Genomic DNA, 21,371 nt, shown 5'->3' with positions numbered 1-21,371 from the left:
TTTATATAGGTTATTGAAAAGAGTCTTAGGTTTTGGCTTAAGACTCTTTATTTATTTAAAATTTATTAACTTTTTTCTCAGGTTATTTTAAGGTAATTCTAAATATACATTAAGTTTAGTTTTATATAATTTAAATTGCTGAGTTGTGATATAAAATATATAAACAAAAGGGGGAGTTATGTTTTTTTTAAAGCGCTCTAATAAACTAGTCCCAATAGTTAGAGAGTTTTATGTTCTTGGAACTATTATTAAGCTAACTGTATATGGGAAAAATGCTGAAAAGGCTATAGAAGAAGCTATAGAGAGACTACAGGAAATAGATGACAAAATGTCGGTATTTAAGAATTACAGTGATATTTCAAATGTAAATGCAAATGCTGGAATATTACCTCAGAAAGTTGATATTGACACTTACTTTGTAATTAAAAAAGCAGTTGAATATAGTGAGCTATCAGGGGGAGCCTTTGATCCAACTATAAGACCATTAATGGATTTATGGGGATTTGGTAAAGGTAAGGGACAAGTTCCCGGTAAATATATTATTAAGGAAAAGCTTAATTTTGTTAATTATAAAAATATAATTTTAAATAAAGAAGATCATACAGTAATGCTAAAAAACAAAGGACAAGCGATTGATTTTGGTGGAATTGCTAAAGGATATGCAGCGGATGAAGTTAAAAATATATTCTTAAGAAATAGTATTAAACACGCCTTAATTGACCTTGGTGGAAATCTATTTGTTCTAGGTAAAAAAATAGATAAAACCTTTTGGAATATAGGGATTCAACATCCCTTAAGAATGCGTGGAGAATATGTTGGGGTAATTAATGCTGCGAATAAATCTATAGTAACCTCAGGTAATTATGAAAGGTATTTTATGGTGGATGGGAAAAGGTTTCATCATATTCTGGATCCAAGAACAGGATATCCTTCAGAGAATGGGGTAATTAGTGCGACTATAGTATCTGATTTTTCAATAGATGGGGATGCTCTGTCTACTTGTCTCTATGTTATGGGAGCTAATGAAGGTATTAAATTTTTAGAGTCTATAGATGGTGTCGATGGAATAGTTATAACCGAGGATAAAAAGGTTTATACTACATCGAGAGTAAAGGACAACTTTAAGTTGTTAAGTGATGAATTTATATACGAAGAGTTAGGTTAGGTAGAATAGGAGTGATAATGATATGGGAAAAATACAAAAGATTAAAATAATGAGACATATTATACAAGTTATATTTTTAATTCTTTTTCCAGGTTTAATTACCTTGGCTTTTAGTGAATTAAAGCAAATTTATTTGATGATTATTAATGGAAATTTTAATATTTATAATGAATTTCCAATCTTAATAGAAGTTTTAGCAATTGTACCTATTACAATAATATTTGGAAGGTTCTTCTGTGGTTGGATTTGTGCATTTGGTTCATTTAATGACTATATTTATTTAATTTCTAATAAGTTATTTAAAATAAGGTTTAGAGTAAATGAAAAAGTAGATTCAATTTTAAAGTATTTTAAGTTTGTAGTTTTATTATTTATAGTAGTTTTTATATGGACAAGTGGCGAAAAGCTATTTGATACCTTTAGTCCATGGGATGCCTTTGCACAGATTCCACAATTCTCTGAGGCAATATCTAAATATACTATAGGTTTTATATTACTAGGATTTATAATATTAGGTGGAATGTTTGTTGAAAGATTCTTTTGTAGGTATTTATGTCCACTAGGGGCTTTTTTTGCAATAATATCTAGGTTTAGAATTTTTAAAATAAATAAGCCAACAGAAAAATGTGGAAGTTGCAAAATATGTACAAATAACTGTTCAATGGGAATTAGTCTTTATAAAATGGAGAAGGTAAAAAGTATTGAATGTATAAATTGTTTGCAATGTGTACAAGTATGCCCAAGAAAAAATGCTCAAATGAGTATTTGTAATGGGAATATTAATCCTGTAGTTGCAAGTACAGTTGCAATTACTACATTAGCAGGTGTTTATGTAGTAGCTGATAAATTAGGAAGTAAAATAGCTTCAAATAATATATCTGATGTTTCGGCTAATAACAAAGTAAATGGAAAGAAAAGTATAACGCCAAAAAAGGCTAAATATAAAGATGGAACTTATACTGGAGTTGGAGAAGGATTCAAACCAGGTCTTGAGGTTTCAGTTACAGTTAAAAATGATAAGATAACAAGTGTTGAAATAGTATCAAATAATGAAACACCAAAATTTGCTGAGAAGCCATTTGATATGGTGCCAAAAGAAATTATTAGAACACAGTCAACAAAGGTAGATGCAGTTACAGGAGCAACTATGTCAAGTAATGGAATAATGCGTGCTGTAGAAAATGCGCTACAAAAGGCTTCAAGTAGCGAAAATAAAGATAATATTTCACAGACAGCTAAATATAAAGATGGAACTTATACTGGAGTTGGGGAAGGATTTAAGCCAGGACTTGAGGTTGCAGTTACAATAAAGAAAGATAAGGTTGTAAGTATTGGTATTTTATCAAATAATGAAACACCAAAGTTTAGTAAAGAACCATTTAATGTGGTACCTAAAGAAATTATCACGACACAATCAACAAAGGTAGATGCAGTTACAGGCGCGACAATGACAAGTAATGGTATAATGTCTGCTGTAGAAGATGCAATGAAAAAAGCACAAATTAATTAAGTTAGAGAGTTTTTTAAAATAATAATCTTAAGTATTAAAAAATCGATTTTATTTTAACATACTATTATTACCTGAGAAGGGCAAAAGAGAGGAAGTGTATTATAAACACTTCCTTTTTTGTATATTAAAGGTATTGATTATTCTAATAATATTATAAATGTATTTAAGTAATATAAACTTTATTTAACTAAGGTTGCAACAGCAACAGAATAATAAGAATAATTCCTATATTATAATATATAAGAAGGAAGGAGGCGTTCTTCATGGGTTATTTTATTAACATTGAAAAAGTAAAATATATTTTAGCTAAATTATCAGAAAAGTATGAAGTTTATGCACCAAAATTACATAAAGGAGAAGGATGTTTTTCTGATACAGATGTTATTCGTTATGGAAAGATAACAGATATTGGTGAAATTGTTTATGATAAAAAGTCAGATTATTCGTATAAAGAGGTTTTACTGCCTATGTCACAAACCTTATTTTATTTTACAGAGGATGAAGTAAAGGTACCTAAGGAAGAAAAGGGAAGAATTATTTTTCTAAGAAGTTGTGATCTTCATAGTATAAAACGATTAGATGAAATTTATTTAAGAAACGGGTTTGAAGACTATTACTATAAGCGTATAAGAAACAATACAAAGTTTATATTAATGGGATGTTCAAAAACATTTGAAAATTGTTTTTGCGTTGATATGGAAACAAATAAAAGTGAGAATTATGATGCATATATAAAGGTAGAAGAAGGACAAGTATATATTGATTGTAAGTGGGAAGAGTTAGAAGAATTTTTAAAGTTATATGCTTTAGGTGAAGGAGAACAGGAGGTAGAGTATGTTAGTAGTAATGATATAAAAGTTAACATACCAAATAACCTTTCTATTAATGTTATGAATTCAGAAATGTGGAAGGAATATTCTGCACGATGTATTGCATGTGGGCGTTGCAATTTTGTATGTCCAACATGTACTTGCTTTACTACTCAAGATATATTTTATCGTGATAATGAAAATACTGGAGAGAGAAGAAGGGTATGGGCGTCTTGCCATGTAGATGGATATACAGATATGGCAGGTGGACATAGCTTTAGGCAGGATAAGGGACAAAGAATGCGTTTTAAGGTTTTACACAAGGTATATGACTATAAAAAGAGATTCGGATATCATATGTGCGTTGGATGTGGACGATGTGATGATGTTTGTCCAGAATATATATCTTTCTCAAATTGTATTAATAAATTAGAAGATGGAATGAAAGAGGTGGAGTAGATGAACAATGAATATCTTCCATTTTTATCAACAATTAAGGATATTATCAAACATACAGAAATTGAATATACATTTAGAATGGAATACACAGGAGATGTAAAACCAGGACAATTCTTTGAAGTTTCTATACCAAAGTATGGGGAAGCACCTATTTCTGTTAGTGGTATAGGTGAAGGTACTATTGATTTGACTATACGTAAGGTTGGAAAAGTAACCAATGAAATTTTTGAGAATAAAGTTGGTAGTAAACTTTTTATGAGAGGACCATATGGAAATGGGTTTGACATTCAAGATTATAAGAATAAAGAATTAATTATTATTGCAGGTGGTACAGGACTTTCACCAGTAAAAGGTGTTGTAGATTACTTCTTTGAACATAGGAATGAAGTGAAGGATATTACTCTTATAGCAGGATTTAAAGCTCCTAAGGATATACTTTTTAAGGAAGATATTAAAAGGTGGAAGGAAATAATTAATACTACCATTACTGTAGACTGTGCAGATGATTATCTTCAGTGCAATATTGGCTTAGTTACAGAATATATTCCAGGAATTAAAATTAAAAATATAGAAGATGTTTCAGCTATTGTTGTTGGTCCACCAATTATGATGAAGTTTTCTTCAATAGCCTTATTAGATAGAGGTGTTGATGAAAAAAATATATGGATTTCACAGGAGAGAAAAATGTGTTGTGGAATCGGAAAATGCGGACATTGTAAAATTGATGATACCTATGTTTGTTTAGATGGTCCAGTATTTAACTATACCAAGGGTAAAAGCCTGATTGATTAAATGGAGGGAATAAATATGGATATCAATACAAAAAAGCTTAAGAAAAATGCTTTTAGAGTATCTAAGGAAAGAGGAGTAACTGCCTCTAGAATCAGGGTTCCAGGTGGACATTGTAGTGCCAAGATTCTAGGATTAGTTCAAGAAATATCAGAAACCTATGGAAACGGAATAGTGCATATAACTACAAGACAGGGTTTTGAGATTGAAGGAATTCATATGAAAGATATGGAAGTAGTTAATGAAATGCTTCAGCCAATAATTGAAGAGTTAGAGATAAATCAAATAGATAAATCATCAGGGTATCCAGCAGCTGGAACTAGAAATATCTCAGCATGTATTGGGAATAATGTGTGTCCCTTTGCTAATTATAATACAGCAGAACTTGCGAAGAAAATGGAAAAGGAAGTATTTCCAAATGATTTACACTTTAAAATTGCTTTAACTGGTTGTCCAAATGATTGTATTAAAGCTAGAATGAATGACTTTGGAATAATTGGAATGACAGAGCCACAATATGATCAAAATAGATGTGTAAGCTGTGGTGCGTGTGTAAAGGCATGTGAAAAGATGTCTACAGGTGCACTACAAATGGATAATTACAAAGTTGTAAGAAACAAAGAAAAGTGTATAGGTTGTGGAGTTTGTATAACAAAATGTCCAACAAGAGCTTTTACAAGAAGTAAGGAAAAGTACTATAAGCTTGTTATTATGGGGAGAACAGGAAAGGTTAACCCAAGACTTGCTGAGGATTTTCTTATTTGGGTAGATGAAGAAAGTATAACAAAAGTGATATTGAACACCTATAAGTTTGTTGAAAAATACATTGATAGGGATGCACCAGGTGGAAAAGAACATATAGGATATATAATTGATAGAGTGGGATTTGATGAATATAAAAAATGGGCATTAGAGGGCATTGAGTTTGGACCAAAGGTTATTGTAAAGGATAGAATTTATTGGAGTGGAATTCACTATAAATAAAAACAATTAAAGAATTAGAACCTCCCTGTATAAATATGATAAAATAATAGTATTATTTATTTTACAGGGAGGAAAAAAAGTGTATTTAAATTCAGAGGATGTTAAATATATGGATGAAGTTGCTGAAAAGGAGTATGGTATACCTCCATTAACACTTATGGAAAATGCAGCTGTATCATGCTTAAAGCATATAGAAGGGGATAATTTTATTATTATATGTGGAGTTGGAAATAATGGAGGAGATGGTCTTGTAATAGGAAGACATCTTAAACTTAAAGGGAAAAATGTGAAGGTTTATATTCTAGGGGATATGGATTTAGCTAGTAATGCTTTTAGGACAAATTATGCCTTTATACAGTATAGTGGTATGGAAATTTATAATATTAATGATAACTTTGAAAGAGTAGAAAGTGACCTTAAAAGAGATGATTTAGTTATTATAGATTCACTATATGGAGTAGGGTTAAAGGACAAGGTTAGAGAAGATAGTGAGAAGCTAATAAATATTATTAATGCTAGTAATAATAAAGTTATATCAATTGATATCCCCTCAGGAATGGAATGTAATACAGGAGAAACTAATGGGTGCTGCATTAAGGCAAATAAAACAATAACATTTGAAGCTATGAAAGCAGCATTTAAAAATGAAGCTACACAAGAATACACAGGAGATATAATAGTAGAAAAAATTGGGATACCTAAGGAGATAATAGATAAGATAAAAAGTAATAAAAGTTATTAGAATAAAAATAATCTTGATAAGGTTTTATGTTAAAGTAAAAGTGTATATATTAAACCAGTTTCAATATAGGGGTAATTGACTGTATGTGTCGATTTACCCCTATATTTTTGTTACCTCATTTTCAAAAGCATATTGAAGGAATATTACCATTTATTGTATAATAACTATTAAGTATATAAAATACATAAATGTAAAAATAAGGGGGACAATATGAAGTTTAGGTTTAAAATTATTATACCTATGATAATATTGTTAGTGGCATCATTAAGTTTATTATCTGTTTACATTTTAATGAGAACATCTAGCTTGTTTTTTGATAACCTAGTTAAAGATGCAAATGACAATCTTACAAATGTAAAGCATATAGTTATGAATCAAGAAAAGGCTGTTGAGACTACAACAGAAACTATATCTAAAAATGCAATCCCACTGGCAAATAGTATTGCACGTATATTAAATGATAATCAAAATTTACGTTCAGTTGAATCACTAAAGAGCCTTGCAAGTAGTTTAAATGTAGAAGAGATATGTATTATAAATAAGCAAGGAGTAATAACTTATGCTAATGTACCGGAATATATTAACTTTAATTTTGCAGACTCGGAACAAACAAAGCCTTTTTTAGATATTTTAAGTGGAAAAATCGATAGTCTAGCACAGGAACCTATGCCAAAGGGGGTAGATGGTGAGTTATTTCAGTTTGTTGGAGTTAAAGGTCCAGATGGAGGAATAGTACAAGTAGGGTTCTCTCCTAAGGCTATAATAAGTATAAAAAGCACATTGAATATGGAGAATCTTCTTACTAATATGAAACTAGGTAATGATGGCAAAGCATTTGTTGTTTCAAGTGATGGTATAATACTATTCCATCCAGATAAAGCTCTAAAAGGAAAGAAGATTTCTGAAGTAAATAACGGAAAAGAATTAATTAAAGGTGAATCAGGTTCTGTAAAACATGATTATAATGGAAAAACAATGTTATACACATACCAAAAGTTTGATAATAATTATATAGTAATTGATCAAAGCTTAGATTCACTAAATTCATTTAATAATAAATTAAGAGGTATTATTATTGCTATAGTTTTATTAGTGGTTATTACTTCTTCAATAATAGTCTATATAATAATTACAAAGACAGCTATAAAACCTATAGATAAGATACTATGTGGTATAAAAAGACTTGAAGAAGGAGATCTAACTGTTGAAATAGAGCATAATTCAAGTGATGAGCTTGGAATTGTTTCAAAAAGTTTAAATACTACTATTAGTAAAATAAGAGATCTTGTATGTAGAATTCAAACATTATCTGTGCAATTAGTTGAGGATAATAGAGAAATTAGAAATCACACTAAAGTTATTACAAGTTCAAGTGATGAAATTGCTGGCGCAATAGGAGAAATAGCCTCAGGTTCTAGTGTTCAGGCTAATAGTACAACTGATACATTAGATTTAACTAATGTTTTAAATGAAAAAATAAACGTAGGAACAGTTGAACTTGAAGAAGTAGTTAAAAGTACTGATAGCATGAATGATAAAAGTCAATCAGGTAAAGATTCAATTGTGTTATTAAATAATAAACTACAAGAATCTACTAATATGGCAGATACAGTTTATAAAAATATCAATGAGCTTCTAAATATGTCAAATTCTATTGGAAATATAGTTGATACAATAAAATCAATTGCTGATCAGACTAATTTACTAGCTTTAAATGCTGCAATAGAGGCAGCTAGAGCCGGAGAACATGGAAGAGGTTTCTCAGTTGTAGCTGGACAAGTAAGTACACTTGCAGAGGAATCTGAAAAGTCATCAACAAAAATACAGAATATAGTTAGTGAAATTATAAGTCTAATAAACTTAACTACAAAAAGTGTAGAAGAGTCAAGACAAGCTATGGATGAAGCTAAGAACTCAGTAAAGGATGCCAATGTAGCCTTCGAGGGATTGAATACATCTACTTTAGAGGTTACAAATAGTGTAAGTGTTTTAAATGATAATATGAAGGAAATATCCAAGGCAAAGGATATTGTATTGTCATCTATAGAAAATATAGCGTCTATCGCCCATGAAAATGCTGCATGTGCAGAGGAGGTTAGTAGTTCAACAGAACAACAGACAACATCTATTGTAAAAACCTCTGAGCTTATAGATAAGCTGAATTCTATGAATGAGGACCTAGCAAAACTTATAAATAATTTTAAAGTATAAATATAACGAGTTAAAAAAAGAGGTGTTAAATACTACACCTCTTTTTTCTCTTTAAAACTAAAGAGAATATTTAGGCTCGAACTCTTTTGTTACTTTATGAATAATATAATTAATATAGAACTATTTGGAGTTGAAAGGATTTGCTAGAAGATATTAAATATATTTATCCACCGAATCCAACAAATGAGCAAAGACATGAAATGCTTAAAAGAGCTTTGATAGAAGAGAATCGTGTTGAAGATTATGAAAACTTAATTAGCCTACTTGGTCCACCAAGAGATATTACAAAAATTGCATCACCAGGTGCTGGTAAAGGTGTTAAGGTAGGTATAATTGGTGGTGGTCTTGCAGGTTTATCATCTGCATTTGAACTTAGAAAGCTTGGTTTTGATATTACTATATTTGAAATGGAAGGAAAGCGTATTGGTGGAAGAGTATATACTTATTACTTTGATAAAGAGAAATTACTTTATGGTGAACTTGGCGCTATGCGTATTCCAGTAAGTCACGAAAGTAGTTGGCACTATATTAATACATTTAACTTAAAAACAAGACCATTTATTCAAGAAAATGAAAATGCATTTATCTATGTTAGAAATAAGCGTGTAAGAAACGACCCTGATGGAAAAAATGTAATGGAGAAAATTTACCCTGAATTTAACTTAACTCCACAGGAAAGGAATACATCTTGGAAAAAACTTCTGGATTATGCATTAACAACACCTTTGTTGAAGTTAGACCCATCAATTAGGAAGGAATTATTACAGGCTAGGGAAAGTTATTCTAAAGAAATTAATTTTTTAGGTAGTTTCAGCACAAGACAGGTTTTTGAAAGATTGAATCTAAGTGAAGCTGCAATTGAGATGCTTTCAGGACTTGATCCATTTACTGGAACTTTTTACACAGGGAGCTATAATGAAAATATGTTAGATGAATATACAGTAGATAACTCCTATAGATATGAGATAGTTGGTGGTACATCTAAATTGCCATTAGCATTTTATAATTCCTTAATGTCTACTTATCCTAAAGAGTATAAGAGTATTGAAAAAAAGGATTTAGGAAAAGTAGTTTACAAAAATGGGAAAAGAGTATCTAGTATATATAGATGTAATAATAATAAGGTAACACTAGAATATAAAGATGAGATGTCATTAGAAAGTTGCTGCGAAACCTTTGATTTTGTTATTTGTACAATTCCCTTTTCAAGTCTTCGTAGTGTAAATATATATCCTATGTTTAGTAATGAAAAGATGCAAGCTATTAAAGAATTTAATTATGAATCAGCTCACAAAACTTTGTTTTTGTGTAATGAACGTTTTTGGGAAAGAGGTAATGAGAGAGAGAGAATAATAGGGGGTGGATCTGTAACTGATTTATCTATACAGACTACATGGTATCCTGCATATCCTCCTATTGCAAATATAGATGTAACAAAAAATGAGAAAAGTAAAATTAATAAATTATATAATAAATTTGGTGTTATAACAGCATCCTATAATATGGGGCAAGATGCTATGCGTTTAGGTAACGTTGAGATAAAGACACGTATTGAAATAATCAAGAGACAAGTTGAGGCTGTAAATGGACTCCCAAAGGGATATCTTGATTCAGTAGTTGATGACTATGAAAGTGTATTATGGGATAATGTGCAAGGCGTTTTTGGAGGATTTGCATATTTTATGCCTGAACAGCAAAGACTTTTTGCCTATGCATCAGTGAAAGCAGAATACGATTTTAGAGTATTTTTTGCAGGTGAACATACATCATTAAAGCATGGATGGATGCAAGGAGCTTTAAACTCTGGGATGAATGCGGCTAATAGTATTGCAGAGCAGTTGAAATTGCATCTGGAAAATCAATAGTTAAATTATAAAATAAAAACCCTCAACAAACCTTTGTTGAGGGTTTTTGTTTTATGGAAAGGTTTGCTGTAAAATAAATAGTAATTATAGCAAAAGGTGGTATAATATATTTTGGATATTTAGATATAGGTATTATACAGAAAGAGGAGAAGATATTAATGAAGTTTAAAATTGGAGTAAAGTTAGGTGTTGGATTTGGTGCAATACTAGTGATATTTTTATTTTTAGGTATAAACAATATGTTTAAATTTAATAGTGTAAAAAGTGCTCAGGATGATATTATGAAAAATCAGTATCCAAGCTCTAAAAGTTTGATGGAAATGCAAATTAATACTAGTAATTGTCGTAGAGTTCTTTATCAACATATCTTAACTACTGATAACATGCAAAGTTTAAGGTATGAAGAGGTTTTGAATAAATATATTGAAAAAGTTAATGAGAATATGAAGACATATGAACCAACTATTTCAAGTGGTGAAGAAAAATCATATTATGATGAATTCAAGAAAAATTGGGATTTATATTTAGAAGTTTCAAATCAGGCAATGGTGATGAGCAAAGCTAATAAGGATATAGAAGCACAAACAATTGCTAACAAAAGCCAAGAATACTACGATGCTTCGAGGGTAGCCCTTGAAAAAAATGTAGACCTAAATAATGCATATATGCTTCAAGGACAAAAAAGAGCAGATGAATCAATTAATAGTGCCAAAATGCAAATAATAATATATTTAACTATGGCGCTTTTATTTGCCCTAGTTTTTGCTATATATATAACGAAGAACATAGTTACTTCTACTAATAAGGTTTTAAGTATCATTAGTAGTATAGCTAATGGAGACCTAACAAAGGAAGTTAATATAAAAACTAATGATGAAATAAGAATGATAGGAGATTCAACTAATTCACTAATAATATCATTAAAAGATATGCTTGAAAAAATTATCCATGTGGCTAACAAGGTTACATATACAAGTGAGGAATTAAATGCTACATGTGAGGAAAATAGTTCTGCAAATTTTGAAATTACACAAACAATTAGTGAACTAGCTTTAGGTTCACTAGACCAATCTAAATCAATTAATGAAGTGAATATTATTATGAAGAATATGTCAGATTCTATTAAGAATATTTCACAAAGAATAGAATCTATAGGCGATAGCTCTAACATGGTAGAAAATGCTACAATTAATGGTGTTATAGAAGCAGATAATGCTGTTAGTAAAATTGGTGAAATTAAAAATGTTACACAGCAAATGGCATATGTTATTAATAAACTTAGAAAAGAATCAAATAAAATAGGTGAAATTATTGAGGTTATTAAAAATATTTCAAGGCAAACAAATTTACTAGCACTAAATGCAGCAATAGAAGCAGCTCGTGCAGGGGAACATGGAAAAGGTTTTTCAATAGTAGCTGAAGAAGTTAGAAAGCTTGCTGAAGAGTCTTCAAATTCAGCAGAGGAGATTACAGTTTTGATTGAAAGTATTCAAAATGAAACTAAAACAGTAGTAGAAGTTATGAGCAAAGGTGCCATGGAAGTAGAAAATGGTGTAAAAGCAGTTGATGATACAAGTAAAGCATTTAAGACTATTTCAAGTGAAATTCACAGAGTTGTAGAGCAAGTGTCAAATGTTGCTATGATTTCCCAGGAAATTTTAAAAGATTCAGAGAAGGTTGTAGATTCTATAGAATCTGTGAATATTATTGCAGAAAATTCAGCCGCTGCTACAGAGGAGGTATCTGCATCAGCCCAGGAGCAAAATTCATCAATAGAATCTTTAGTTTATGAAGCACATACTTTAGCAGAGCTTGGAGGGGAGCTACAAATATTGGTTTCAAAATTTAAAATATAATATAAGAATTAATAATAGGTCTAAGATATATAGCATAAGTCACTATATATCTTAGACCTTATCTAAAGTATAGGGAAAACTAAAATCTATTCATGTTTTGTATGCAAAGATGGTTCATCCTTGGCATAGGGAGTATTTTCATTAGCTTTATTTTTTGCATATTCTACATAATTTGGTGATGTTGGATCAGGAGTAGCTTTGTGATTTTTGCTTGAAGAATTATTCTTACCCATGATAATCGCCTCCTATTTATTATGAGATAATTTTGATCTTTTTGTGTATTTTTTACCATTTGAATGTGAGCCAATTTTCACTCTATCTATAATACCTATCTCAGATCCTGCTTCAGAGTACATTTTTCTTTTTTCTGCATTAGACTTAGGTCTATCTTTCATTCTATTTTTATTATTGTCCATTTAAAGTCCTCCTAACAATTAAATTATTTTAACTGTGGAAATTTTATAAGAGTCTATATGGTGTGAACATTTATTGCCATAGGACCTTTTTGCCCCTCACCAATATCAAAGCTAACACTAACACCTTCACTTAGTTCTTCACCTTTAACTTGAGAGTGATGTACGAAAACGTCATCACCAGCATCAGCGGATATAAATCCATATCCTTTTTCTTTATCAAACCATTTAACTATTCCAGTTCTACTTGACATAAATATCTCTCCTTACTTATAAATATAATTAATATCAGTAAATATTATTTGTAATAGTTAAGTAATTTACTCAACTATTTTAAAGGAATTATTTAGTTTGAATTAATATTTTTAAATTTTAAACTATATTAGAACAAATTTTAAATCTTGTGGTAAAATAAAAGAGCAAAAAATATAGATAAGGAAAGAAGTAGTTATGAATAGAGAAGAATTAATTAATAAGAATAAAATAGAAGAATTAACTCCAGAAAAGCTTTGTGAAATGTTATACAATAAAGAGCTAAATTGCAAGAAAAATATTTTAGAGTACATTGATATAGTAAAGATACTTAAAAAGGAAGATATAAATCAAGAAAAGATTCAAGATACATATAATTATATTTATAAACACATTGATGATTTAAAAGGTTCAATAAAGCCAAATACAATTCTTCACCTTAAGAATAATTTAAAATCACAGCTTGGAAAATATGTAAAGGAAAAAGACCCTGAAAAGACAAATCACTTTATAGAGTTTTTTAAACAGGCATATCCTGAAAACTTAAGAAGAAAAGATTTTACATGGGTTTTGATGGACTTAGACAGAATTTCTGATGAGCAAATATGGAATACATTAATATATATAAATAGAGAGTGTCTTAATAATGACCTTAACTTAGATTCTCAACAAAAGAAAGATATTATTAATATGATTAAAAAGCTTGTAGATAAGAATAATATTAAATTTATAAATAACGTAAAAAGTTTAGAAAAATTAATAAACATATTAGATATTGCTATTGTAAAGGTTGGAGAGATATACAAAATAAAGTTTAATAATTAAATTTAATAATGTAGTAGTGAAGGCTCCTAAGAAATAAAAGTAGGAGCCTTAAACAATTGTATAGGATCTAATTTATACTCTTTATTCTTTCAAGAATATAAATTGTATGGTTATGTTTATTTTTACTGTCAACAACGCCTTCTTCCTTACTTAGGATTCTCCATTCATCTTTATTGTACTTTGGGAAAAAAGTATCACCTTTAAATTCTTCATGTATTATAGTTAAATACATTTTTTCTGCATAGGGCATAAGCAGGGAAAAGATTTGGCCGCCTCCTATAACAAAATATTCTTCAGGGCTTTCAATGTAAGGTTTTAAGTCATCTATATTATGAATAATAGTTACATTATCGCTGTTTATTTTGTAATTCCTGTTTCGAGTTATTACTATATGGTGTCTTTCAGGTAAAATTTTAGGAAGCGCCTCAAAGGTTTCTCGTCCCATTATCATAGTTTTACTTTTACTAAGTGTAACTTCCTTAAAGAATTTTAGGTCATTTGGGATATGCCAGGGAAGAGTATTATTTATTCCCATAACTCCATTTTCGGATATTGCAACAACATAACTTAACAATTTTAACACTCCTTTGATAGTTAATTAAGATCATAATCTCTTAAAACTATTATTTACTAGCCATCATAATATTATTTTAATTTTGATATATCTATTTTTAAGTAGAAATGGCATCTTATAAAGGCATAATTATATTAATAGAAAGGTTGATTGAAGAAAGAGAATAATTGAGCTTGATATAATTTATTTCAAGGTTCATAAGAATGTTTAAAGTATTTTGTTTTATAGTTAATATGTTTATATTTTGAAGAAAATGGAATACTAAGTATGAGGTGATTTTATGAATTCTGTATGGAGTGAAAGTTGTAGCTTTAAAAAAAGAGAAGTATTAAATAAAGATATAGAAGTTAATACTGTTATAATTGGAGCAGGAATTGCGGGAATTTTAACGGCGTATTTATTAAAGAAAAATGGTATAGACGTAGTTGTTATCGAAGCTAAGGAAATTGCTAGTGGAAATACAAGAAATACTACAGCTAAGATAACTATTCAGCATGATCTGATTTATGATAAATTAATAAAAGAATTTGGAGAAGAAAAGGCACTTATGTATTTAAACGCTAATAATCTTGCTTTAAATACATTTAGAGATATAGTTTATGAAAATAATATAGATTGTGAATTTGAGGAAAAACCAGCCTATGTATACTCATTAGGAGAGACAGAACCTCTGAAATTAGAATATGAAGCAGCTAAAAAACTTGGAATAGATGCAGAAATTGTAGATAAAGTAAAACTGCCATTTAATGTTAAGGCAGCATTAAGATATAATAATCAAGCACAGTTTAATCCGCTAAAGTTTTTAGATGTTATATCAAAGGACTTAACTATCTATGAAGATACAAGAGTAATAGAAGTTGAAGAAAATTTAGTTGTCACCAATAGAGGCAAAATAAATGCCAAGCATATAGTTGTTGCAACACATTATCCAATTGTAAATGTTCCAGGATATTACTTTTTAAGAATGCATCAAGAAAGATCTCATGTTATTGCTTTAGAAAATGCGGATGATGTTGAGGGTATGTTAATTGATATTGATAAAAGTGGGTATTCCTTTAGAAATTATAAAGATTTATTATTATTTGGAGGTATCCCTAAAAGAACAGGTAAAAATGAAGAGGGAGGATGCTATGAAAAGCTAAGGGAGGTAGCAAAGATTCTCTATCCAAATTCAAGAGAAAAATATCACTGGTCTGCTCAGGATTGTATGACCATAGATGGTATTCCTTATATTGGTAAGTATTCCTCTTCAACAGATAATGTTTATGTAGCAACTGGATTTAATAAATGGGGAATGACAAGTTCTATGGTGGCAGCTATAATTAACAGTGACATGATACTCGGTAAGGAAAATGATTTTTCAGAAATTTTTTCTCCTAGAAGATTTGATATGTCACTTTCAATTGATACTATAATGGAGGATACAATAGAAACTGCCAAAAACTTTATAGCACAAAAAATTGACATTCCAAATGAACAAATAGGACACATCAAAAAAGGTCATGCTGGAATTGTAGAATATAATGGAGAAAAAGTTGGTGTGTATAGAGATGATAATGGTAAGGAGTTTGTTGTAACAACAAAATGTCCTCATCTAGGATGCCAATTGCAGTGGAATGCTGATGAACTGTCATGGGATTGCCCTTGCCATGGTTCAAGGTTTGATTACAAAGGAAACTGGTTAGATAGTCCAGCAATAAAAGGACTTAATGACTATTAGATAAGTAAAGAAAGTATGGTATCTAAAAGATACTATAAGGGAAATAAGTAGGACTAGACGATTAGGGGGTAGGTCTTGTGAATGCTTTATTAAGTATTAGTGAAGAGGAGTTTAACCAAAAGGTAGAGATTCGTTTTGAGAGTATAATTGACGGCTTAAATAATTATAACAATGCAGTGTTAGAACCTAAGGAAGTTAAAGATTTATGTTTAATCGAGGAAGATTTTATTGGTTTTATTAAAGATATTTATCGCACAAGCAAATCAAATAAGGAAAATTTAATAGTTGATCTTTATCTACCTAGATTAACTAATGGGGAATTTGAGAATCTTTATAATGCTTTAAATGAAGAGGATAAAATCATCTTAATGAAAATAAGAAATTGTAGGTTAAATTCAAATTATTTTATGGTTATGGATGAAGAAATAATTGGATTTTTAGTAAGGCTTTGTACAAGGGAGTTGTTTTTTATTACATTTTATTTTTTTAAATGTCCATTAACCATTTGGGGGAATTATAATCTTAAGTTTCCAATATTTTATATGACAGAGGATGATATAAAAACATATAGTAATTTGATTGATAAACATAATCTTAAGTTATCCTAGAGTACATCGGAAATATAAAATATAATATTAGTGTTTTTATCTTAGAGTTTATAATAAATTGACTTTTAAGACAATTATATATAATATTTAGATTGGAACATAAAAGATAAAAGTTCCATGGAGGTAAAAATGGCTAAAAATGAAGTTAATAAAGAAAGTTTTAACTATAATAACATAGAGAAAAAAGATAAGAATTTTATGTACAAAAATCTTAAAAGAAGCAATTGTTATAATTGTAACTTTTCTAATTCAAATTTTGATTTTGCAAGCTTTAGAGGAGCTCATTTTAAGTCTTGTTACTTATTTAAATGTACATTTAAGGGAGCAGAGTTTGTTGGAGCAAATTTAAAGGGTAGTAAGTTTATTAGTGCTGTATTTGAAAATAGTATATTTGACTCTGTAAATTTAGATGGAACTGATTTTAAGGACGCTAAGTTTAAGAATACTATTTTTATGTCAACTGATTTAGAAAAAGCTAAGAATATTGATATAAATGATTCTGGAATTAGAGTATTTGATAAAATGCCTGATCTTAAAATAAGTGATGAATTAAAAAGTGCAGTTGAAGATGTTATTAAAAATAAATGCGTAAAAAATTCAAGAATATTTGATACAAAGGAAGGCAATATAAATCTACTTAATATTATGATATTACTTGAGAACTTTGATGAGAAGAGCCTAATAAATGGATTAAGAAATATTCATGATTATATTGATAGAGACTTTCATACATTAAGTTACATAATTAGATTAATACAAAAAATTAATCAAACAGTAATATAGTAAATGTTTTAAACACTTGAAGAATAACTAAACAATATATATAATTAATTTAGTAATGGTAAGAAATGCTAGAGGTGCCGTAAGGCTGAGAGGGATATGTATCCTAACTCTTATAACCTGATATGGATAATACCAGCGTAGGGAAGCAGATTACTTAATATTAATAATGCAATATAGATATACTATCTAAATTGTTTATTTTGTGATTTACTTCTAGCATATTTTATGTTAGAAGTTTTTTGTTTTTTGAAGATTTAGAAGGGAGGGTAGAGAATGAAGGTAAACGGTAAAGAATTAAGTTTTGAAAGAGAAGTAACGGTTAAAGAGCTATTAAATGAGCTAAATCTAGAGGAAAAAAAGGTTGTTGTAGAAGTAAATCTTGAAATAGTTCCTATTGATAAATATAGAACTTTTTTACTTAGGGAAAATGATAGTATTGAGGTATTGAGTTTTGTTGGAGGTGGCTAAAATTAAAATAAAGGTAAATGAATTATACGTGGAAGCTGATAGTAATGACACAGCTTTTTCGATAAGAAATAAGTACAAGAAAGATTCAGATGTTATTGTACTCAATGGATTTCAAATAAAGGAAGATGTTCCTTTAAAAGAAGCGGATAGAGTTACTCTAATAAAGAAGGGTGAAATCCCAACAGAAAAAGAACTAGAAAATCTTATGATTGCAAGGCATACTCCAGGAGTTTTTGAGAAGTTAAAAAAGTCAAAAGTTGGTGTTGCAGGGGCAGGGGGTCTTGGTTCAAATATAGCTATATCTCTAGCAAGAATGGGGGTTGGGGAAATAGTAATATGTGATTATGATGTAGTGGAGCCTTCGAATCTAAATAGACAACAGTATTTTATTGATGATATAGGAAAACTAAAGGTAGAAGCAATTAGGGATATTTTAAAGAAGATTAATCCATTTATGAATATTACTATACATAAACTGTATTTAGATAAAAGCAATATTAAAAGTGTTTTTAATGATTGTAATATTATTCTAGAAGCCTTTGATTGCCCTATTTGTAAGTCAACTTTATCAAATGAAGTTTTAACTAAAATGAAGGATACATATTTAATTGCATCTTCAGGTATGGCTGGATATTATTCATCTAACTTAATACAAACTAAAAAGATAACCAGTAAATTTTACTTATGTGGCGATGGGGTAAATGGAGCAAAGGAGGGTTCAGGATTAATGGCCCCAAGAGTTGCAATTTGTGCTAACCATATGGTTAATATGGTTGTTAGAATTTTATGTGAAGAAATAGATGTATAAATTTAAGTATGAAAGAGAGTGTTATTATGGACAAGCTAAGTATAGGGGGAGTTACTTTAAAATCAAGACTATTTGTAGGAACAGGTAAATACTCATCTAATAGTCTAATACCTAATATATTAGAGGAAAGTGGTTCACAGGTAATTACTATGGCATTAAGAAGGGTAAATTTTGATAATAAAGATGAAAACCCACTAGAGTATATAGGTAAAGATAGCATACTGCTTCCTAATACATCAGGAGCAAGAAATGCAGATGAGGCGGTAAGAATAGCTAGACTCGCTAAGGCTATGGGATGTGGTAACTGGATTAAGATAGAAGTTATTTCTGATAACAAATACCTTATGCCGGATAATCATGAAACATTAAAGGCTACTGAAATTTTAGCAAAGGAAGGTTTTGTGGTTCTACCTTATATGAGTCCTGATATTTATTATGGTAAAAGAATGCTTGAAGCAGGTGCAGCAGCAGTTATGCCACTCGGGTCTCCAATAGGAAGTAATAGGGGACTTGAGACAAAGGAATTAATAAAAATGATGATAGAAGAAATAGATGCTCCAATAATAGTAGATGCAGGAATAGGTAAACCCTCACAGGCTATGGAGGCAATGGAAATGGGAGCTGCTGCATGCTTAGTTAATACTGCTATTGCAACATCAAAAAATCCAGTTCAAATGGCAAAGGCCTTTAAGCTTGCAGTTGAAGGTGGGAGACTCGGATATTTATCTAAATTCGGAGAAGTAAGTAATAAAGCTAATGCCTCATCCCCATTAACAGGGTTTTTAGATGGGAGATAAGTAGAAATGAGTTTTTATGAAACAATAGAAATGTTTAAAAAATTTGATTTTGAGGATTACTTTAAAAAAGTTACAACTGAAGATGTGAGAAAAAGTATAAATGAAAGTAATTTAAGTTATGAAGATTTACTTAATTTATTATCACCTAAAGCACAGGAATTACTAGAAGAAATGGCACAAAAGTCATATGATTTGACTTTAAATCATTTTGGCAGAAGTGTGCTTTTGTATACTCCAATGTATTTAGCAAATTACTGTGTTAATAAATGTGCATATTGTGGTTATAATGCAGAAAATAATATACATAGAAAAAAACTTACATTAGAAGAAGTAGCAAGTGAAGGTAAACATATAAGTAAAAAAGGATTTAAACATATATTAATTTTAACAGGAGAAAGCAAATACCATACACCTATTTCATATATTAAAGACTGTGTAAATGTACTTAAAAACATGTTTCCATCAATTGCTATAGAGGTATATGCAATGACAGAGGAGGAATATAGCGAGCTAATTGATTCGGGAGTAGATAGTTTGACTATATATCAGGAAACATATGATGAAAAGGTATATGATAAGGTTCATATAAGTGGGCCTAAAAAGGATTTTAAATTTAGACTTGATGCACCTGAAAGGGGGGCAAAGTCTGGAATGAGAAATATAGGTCTTGGAGCACTCCTTGGTCTTAGTGATTTTAGAAAAGATGCCTTTTTTACAGCATTACATGGGGAATATATTTCAAGAAAGTATAGAGATGTAGGCATCAGTTATGCCCTTCCAAGGATAAGACCATGTGAAGGAGATTTCGATGATATTAATGAGGTAAATGATAGAAATTTTGTGCAAATGCTTCTAGCTTTTAAGATATTTAATCCTACTGCAGATATAAATATATCAACTAGGGAGAGAAAGGGATTTAGAGATAGTTTAATTCCACTTGGTGTAAGAAAACTTAGTGCAGGAGTCAGCACAAAAGTTGGAGGAAATACTCTAGAGGATGCTGGAGAAGAGCAGTTTGAAATTGAAGATAATAGAAGCGCTGAAGAGATAAAGGCTATGATTAAAAAACTTGGATATCAACCAATTTTTAAGGATTGGGAAAGAATATAAATGATATACCTAATTACAAATAGACATTTAGTTAGTGAAAAAAGATACATAGAGGTTTTGAAACAAGCTTCAGACTCTGGTGTTAAAAGGATTATATTAAGAGAGAAGGATCTTTCTACATGTAATTTAGAAAAGCTATATTATAAAATAAAACATACAATTAGTGAAGAAACTAAAATAATAATAAATTCGAATATTGAATGTGCTAAAAAGGTTGGAGCATTTGGTATACATCTTACATTTAATGATTTTCTTAATTATAAGTTAACTAATAACTTTATAGTTGGAGTTTCTGTTCACACCCTTGAAGAAGCAATAATTGCAAATAAAAAAGGAGCAAGTTATATACTTGCATCAAATGTATATGCAACTAAGTGTAAAAAGGGAGTAGAAGGTAAGGGAGTAGAATTTATAAGAGAAATAGCACATAGGGTAGATACTAAGGTTATAGCTTTAGGAGGAATTACAAGGTACAACTTTAGAGAAGTTTATGATGCTGGGGCAAATGGAATAGGAATCATGAGTGAAATAATGCAAAGTAATAATGTTAAAGATTTAATCGATAAATTACTTGATAATAATCAAAAGGAACTCCCATAGTGTGGAGTTCCTTTTGATTTTGT

General features: G+C 29.8%; 22 protein-coding genes and 1 riboswitch. Of the genes, 18 read left to right on the top strand and 4 right to left on the bottom strand.

Annotated elements, in window-relative coordinates:
• The first annotated feature begins 178 nt into the window (after positions 1-178).
• The 9 genes from CLCY_RS01215 to CLCY_RS01175 all read left to right on the top strand — a co-directional run bounded on the left by CLCY_RS01215 (position 179) and on the right by CLCY_RS01175 (position 12,390).
• Complete coding sequence (locus CLCY_RS01215) at positions 179-1,165, top strand: FAD:protein FMN transferase (RefSeq protein WP_048569314.1); 987 nt, start codon at positions 179-181, stop codon at positions 1,163-1,165.
• Between the two features lie 22 nt (positions 1,166-1,187).
• On the top strand, positions 1,188-2,675 hold the full coding sequence (locus tag CLCY_RS01210; protein WP_048569313.1) for an FMN-binding protein: 1,488 nt from the start codon (positions 1,188-1,190) through the stop codon (positions 2,673-2,675).
• Positions 2,676-2,938: 263 nt separating this feature from the next.
• On the top strand, positions 2,939-3,943 hold the full coding sequence (gene asrA / locus CLCY_RS01205; protein WP_048569312.1) for an anaerobic sulfite reductase subunit AsrA: 1,005 nt from the start codon (positions 2,939-2,941) through the stop codon (positions 3,941-3,943).
• A complete protein-coding gene (gene asrB / locus CLCY_RS01200) occupies positions 3,944-4,735 on the top strand; it encodes an anaerobic sulfite reductase subunit AsrB (RefSeq protein WP_048569311.1) in 792 nt (263 codons plus the stop codon).
• 15 nt (positions 4,736-4,750) lie between these two features.
• Entirely contained in the window at positions 4,751-5,716 is a 966-nt protein-coding gene (gene asrC / locus CLCY_RS01195; protein ID WP_048569310.1) for a sulfite reductase subunit C, read from the top strand.
• Between the two features lie 79 nt (positions 5,717-5,795).
• Positions 5,796-6,458 carry an NAD(P)H-hydrate epimerase gene (locus CLCY_RS01190; protein WP_048569309.1) on the top strand — a complete coding sequence of 221 codons (663 nt, stop codon included), beginning with the start codon at positions 5,796-5,798 and terminating at the stop codon, positions 6,456-6,458.
• Between the two features lie 210 nt (positions 6,459-6,668).
• Positions 6,669-8,669 carry a methyl-accepting chemotaxis protein gene (locus CLCY_RS01185; protein ID WP_048569308.1) on the top strand — a complete coding sequence of 667 codons (2,001 nt, stop codon included), beginning with the start codon at positions 6,669-6,671 and terminating at the stop codon, positions 8,667-8,669.
• Positions 8,670-8,869: 200 nt separating this feature from the next.
• Positions 8,870-10,534, top strand: a complete 1,665-nt coding sequence (locus CLCY_RS01180) for a flavin monoamine oxidase family protein (RefSeq protein WP_082141651.1) — start codon at positions 8,870-8,872, stop codon at positions 10,532-10,534.
• A gap of 158 nt (positions 10,535-10,692) precedes the next feature.
• Complete coding sequence (locus tag CLCY_RS01175; protein ID WP_048569306.1) at positions 10,693-12,390, top strand: HAMP domain-containing methyl-accepting chemotaxis protein; 1,698 nt, start codon at positions 10,693-10,695, stop codon at positions 12,388-12,390.
• An 86-nt stretch (positions 12,391-12,476) separates the two neighbouring features.
• On the opposite strand, the gene CLCY_RS13860 is transcribed toward CLCY_RS01175, so the two are convergent.
• Genes CLCY_RS13860 through CLCY_RS01170 form a run of 3 tightly spaced genes read right to left on the bottom strand, consistent with a single transcriptional unit; the run spans position 12,477 to position 13,057 of the window.
• Positions 12,477-12,623, bottom strand: coding sequence for a hypothetical protein (locus tag CLCY_RS13860; protein ID WP_200899951.1), 147 nt, complete (start codon positions 12,621-12,623; stop codon positions 12,477-12,479).
• A gap of 12 nt (positions 12,624-12,635) precedes the next feature.
• Positions 12,636-12,806: a hypothetical protein gene (locus CLCY_RS13855; protein WP_152668063.1), complete on the bottom strand. Its 171-nt coding sequence runs from the start codon at positions 12,804-12,806 to the stop codon at positions 12,636-12,638.
• A gap of 53 nt (positions 12,807-12,859) precedes the next feature.
• Positions 12,860-13,057, bottom strand: coding sequence for a cold-shock protein (locus CLCY_RS01170; protein WP_048569305.1), 198 nt, complete (start codon positions 13,055-13,057; stop codon positions 12,860-12,862).
• A gap of 196 nt (positions 13,058-13,253) precedes the next feature.
• Between CLCY_RS01170 and CLCY_RS01165 the strand changes: the two genes are divergently transcribed.
• The gene (locus CLCY_RS01165; protein WP_048569304.1) at positions 13,254-13,880 is read left to right on the top strand and encodes a hypothetical protein; all 627 of its coding nucleotides are present in this window, start codon (positions 13,254-13,256) and stop codon (positions 13,878-13,880) included.
• A 67-nt stretch (positions 13,881-13,947) separates the two neighbouring features.
• On the opposite strand, the gene CLCY_RS01160 is transcribed toward CLCY_RS01165, so the two are convergent.
• Complete coding sequence (locus CLCY_RS01160; protein WP_048569303.1) at positions 13,948-14,454, bottom strand: dihydrofolate reductase; 507 nt, start codon at positions 14,452-14,454, stop codon at positions 13,948-13,950.
• Positions 14,455-14,734: 280 nt separating this feature from the next.
• Here CLCY_RS01160 and CLCY_RS01155 point away from each other — a divergent pair, with 280 nt between their 5' ends.
• From CLCY_RS01155 to CLCY_RS01120, 8 genes are all read left to right on the top strand, one after another.
• Positions 14,735-16,174 carry an FAD-dependent oxidoreductase gene (locus CLCY_RS01155; RefSeq protein WP_048569302.1) on the top strand — a complete coding sequence of 480 codons (1,440 nt, stop codon included), beginning with the start codon at positions 14,735-14,737 and terminating at the stop codon, positions 16,172-16,174.
• Positions 16,175-16,251: 77 nt separating this feature from the next.
• Positions 16,252-16,782 carry a hypothetical protein gene (locus CLCY_RS01150; protein ID WP_048569301.1) on the top strand — a complete coding sequence of 177 codons (531 nt, stop codon included), beginning with the start codon at positions 16,252-16,254 and terminating at the stop codon, positions 16,780-16,782.
• Between the two features lie 129 nt (positions 16,783-16,911).
• Positions 16,912-17,565, top strand: coding sequence for a pentapeptide repeat-containing protein (locus CLCY_RS01145; RefSeq protein WP_048569300.1), 654 nt, complete (start codon positions 16,912-16,914; stop codon positions 17,563-17,565).
• Positions 17,566-17,625: 60 nt separating this feature from the next.
• Positions 17,626-17,726, top strand: a riboswitch (TPP riboswitch).
• A gap of 112 nt (positions 17,727-17,838) precedes the next feature.
• Positions 17,839-18,033 (top strand): sulfur carrier protein ThiS, encoded by a 195-nt coding sequence (gene thiS, locus CLCY_RS01140; protein ID WP_048569299.1) that lies wholly within the window; start codon positions 17,839-17,841, stop codon positions 18,031-18,033.
• Between the two features lies 1 nt (position 18,034).
• The gene (thiF, locus tag CLCY_RS01135) at positions 18,035-18,841 is read left to right on the top strand and encodes a sulfur carrier protein ThiS adenylyltransferase ThiF (RefSeq protein ID WP_048569347.1); all 807 of its coding nucleotides are present in this window, start codon (positions 18,035-18,037) and stop codon (positions 18,839-18,841) included.
• A gap of 26 nt (positions 18,842-18,867) precedes the next feature.
• Positions 18,868-19,638, top strand: coding sequence for a thiazole synthase (locus CLCY_RS01130; RefSeq protein ID WP_048569298.1), 771 nt, complete (start codon positions 18,868-18,870; stop codon positions 19,636-19,638).
• 6 nt (positions 19,639-19,644) lie between these two features.
• Positions 19,645-20,748 (top strand): 2-iminoacetate synthase ThiH, encoded by a 1,104-nt coding sequence (gene thiH, locus CLCY_RS01125; RefSeq protein ID WP_048569297.1) that lies wholly within the window; start codon positions 19,645-19,647, stop codon positions 20,746-20,748.
• The gene (locus CLCY_RS01120) at positions 20,749-21,348 is read left to right on the top strand and encodes a thiamine phosphate synthase (protein ID WP_242844921.1); all 600 of its coding nucleotides are present in this window, start codon (positions 20,749-20,751) and stop codon (positions 21,346-21,348) included.
• The last annotated feature ends 23 nt before the right edge of the window (positions 21,349-21,371 follow it).

This window comes from Clostridium cylindrosporum DSM 605 (assembly GCF_001047375.1).
Classification (GTDB): domain Bacteria; phylum Bacillota; class Clostridia; order Clostridiales; family Caloramatoraceae; genus Clostridium_AB; species Clostridium_AB cylindrosporum.
The sequence above is the reverse complement of the archived record's forward strand: the minus strand, read 5'-3'. Positions and strand labels throughout refer to the sequence as shown.

What these genes read in the sequence shown, in the direction of transcription:
- CLCY_RS01215 (WP_048569314.1), top strand. Translation starts at nt 179, where the DNA reads ATGTTTTTTTTAAAGCGCTCTAATAAACTAGTCCCAATAGTTAGAGAG.
- CLCY_RS01210 (WP_048569313.1), top strand. Translation starts at nt 1,188, where the DNA reads ATGGGAAAAATACAAAAGATTAAAATAATGAGACATATTATACAAGTT.
- asrA (WP_048569312.1), top strand. Translation starts at nt 2,939, where the DNA reads ATGGGTTATTTTATTAACATTGAAAAAGTAAAATATATTTTAGCTAAA.
- asrB (WP_048569311.1), top strand. Translation starts at nt 3,944, where the DNA reads ATGAACAATGAATATCTTCCATTTTTATCAACAATTAAGGATATTATC.
- asrC (WP_048569310.1), top strand. Translation starts at nt 4,751, where the DNA reads ATGGATATCAATACAAAAAAGCTTAAGAAAAATGCTTTTAGAGTATCT.
- CLCY_RS01185 (WP_048569308.1), top strand. Translation starts at nt 6,669, where the DNA reads ATGAAGTTTAGGTTTAAAATTATTATACCTATGATAATATTGTTAGTG.
- CLCY_RS01180 (WP_082141651.1), top strand. Translation starts at nt 8,870, where the DNA reads ATGCTTAAAAGAGCTTTGATAGAAGAGAATCGTGTTGAAGATTATGAA.
- CLCY_RS01175 (WP_048569306.1), top strand. Translation starts at nt 10,693, where the DNA reads ATGAAGTTTAAAATTGGAGTAAAGTTAGGTGTTGGATTTGGTGCAATA.
- CLCY_RS13860 (WP_200899951.1), bottom strand. Translation starts at nt 12,623, where the DNA reads ATGGGTAAGAATAATTCTTCAAGCAAAAATCACAAAGCTACTCCTGAT.
- CLCY_RS13855 (WP_152668063.1), bottom strand. Translation starts at nt 12,806, where the DNA reads ATGGACAATAATAAAAATAGAATGAAAGATAGACCTAAGTCTAATGCA.
- CLCY_RS01170 (WP_048569305.1), bottom strand. Translation starts at nt 13,057, where the DNA reads ATGTCAAGTAGAACTGGAATAGTTAAATGGTTTGATAAAGAAAAAGGA.
- CLCY_RS01165 (WP_048569304.1), top strand. Translation starts at nt 13,254, where the DNA reads ATGAATAGAGAAGAATTAATTAATAAGAATAAAATAGAAGAATTAACT.
- CLCY_RS01155 (WP_048569302.1), top strand. Translation starts at nt 14,735, where the DNA reads ATGAATTCTGTATGGAGTGAAAGTTGTAGCTTTAAAAAAAGAGAAGTA.
- CLCY_RS01145 (WP_048569300.1), top strand. Translation starts at nt 16,912, where the DNA reads ATGGCTAAAAATGAAGTTAATAAAGAAAGTTTTAACTATAATAACATA.
- thiS (WP_048569299.1), top strand. Translation starts at nt 17,839, where the DNA reads ATGAAGGTAAACGGTAAAGAATTAAGTTTTGAAAGAGAAGTAACGGTT.
- CLCY_RS01130 (WP_048569298.1), top strand. Translation starts at nt 18,868, where the DNA reads ATGGACAAGCTAAGTATAGGGGGAGTTACTTTAAAATCAAGACTATTT.
- thiH (WP_048569297.1), top strand. Translation starts at nt 19,645, where the DNA reads ATGAGTTTTTATGAAACAATAGAAATGTTTAAAAAATTTGATTTTGAG.
- CLCY_RS01120 (WP_242844921.1), top strand. Translation starts at nt 20,749, where the DNA reads ATGATATACCTAATTACAAATAGACATTTAGTTAGTGAAAAAAGATAC.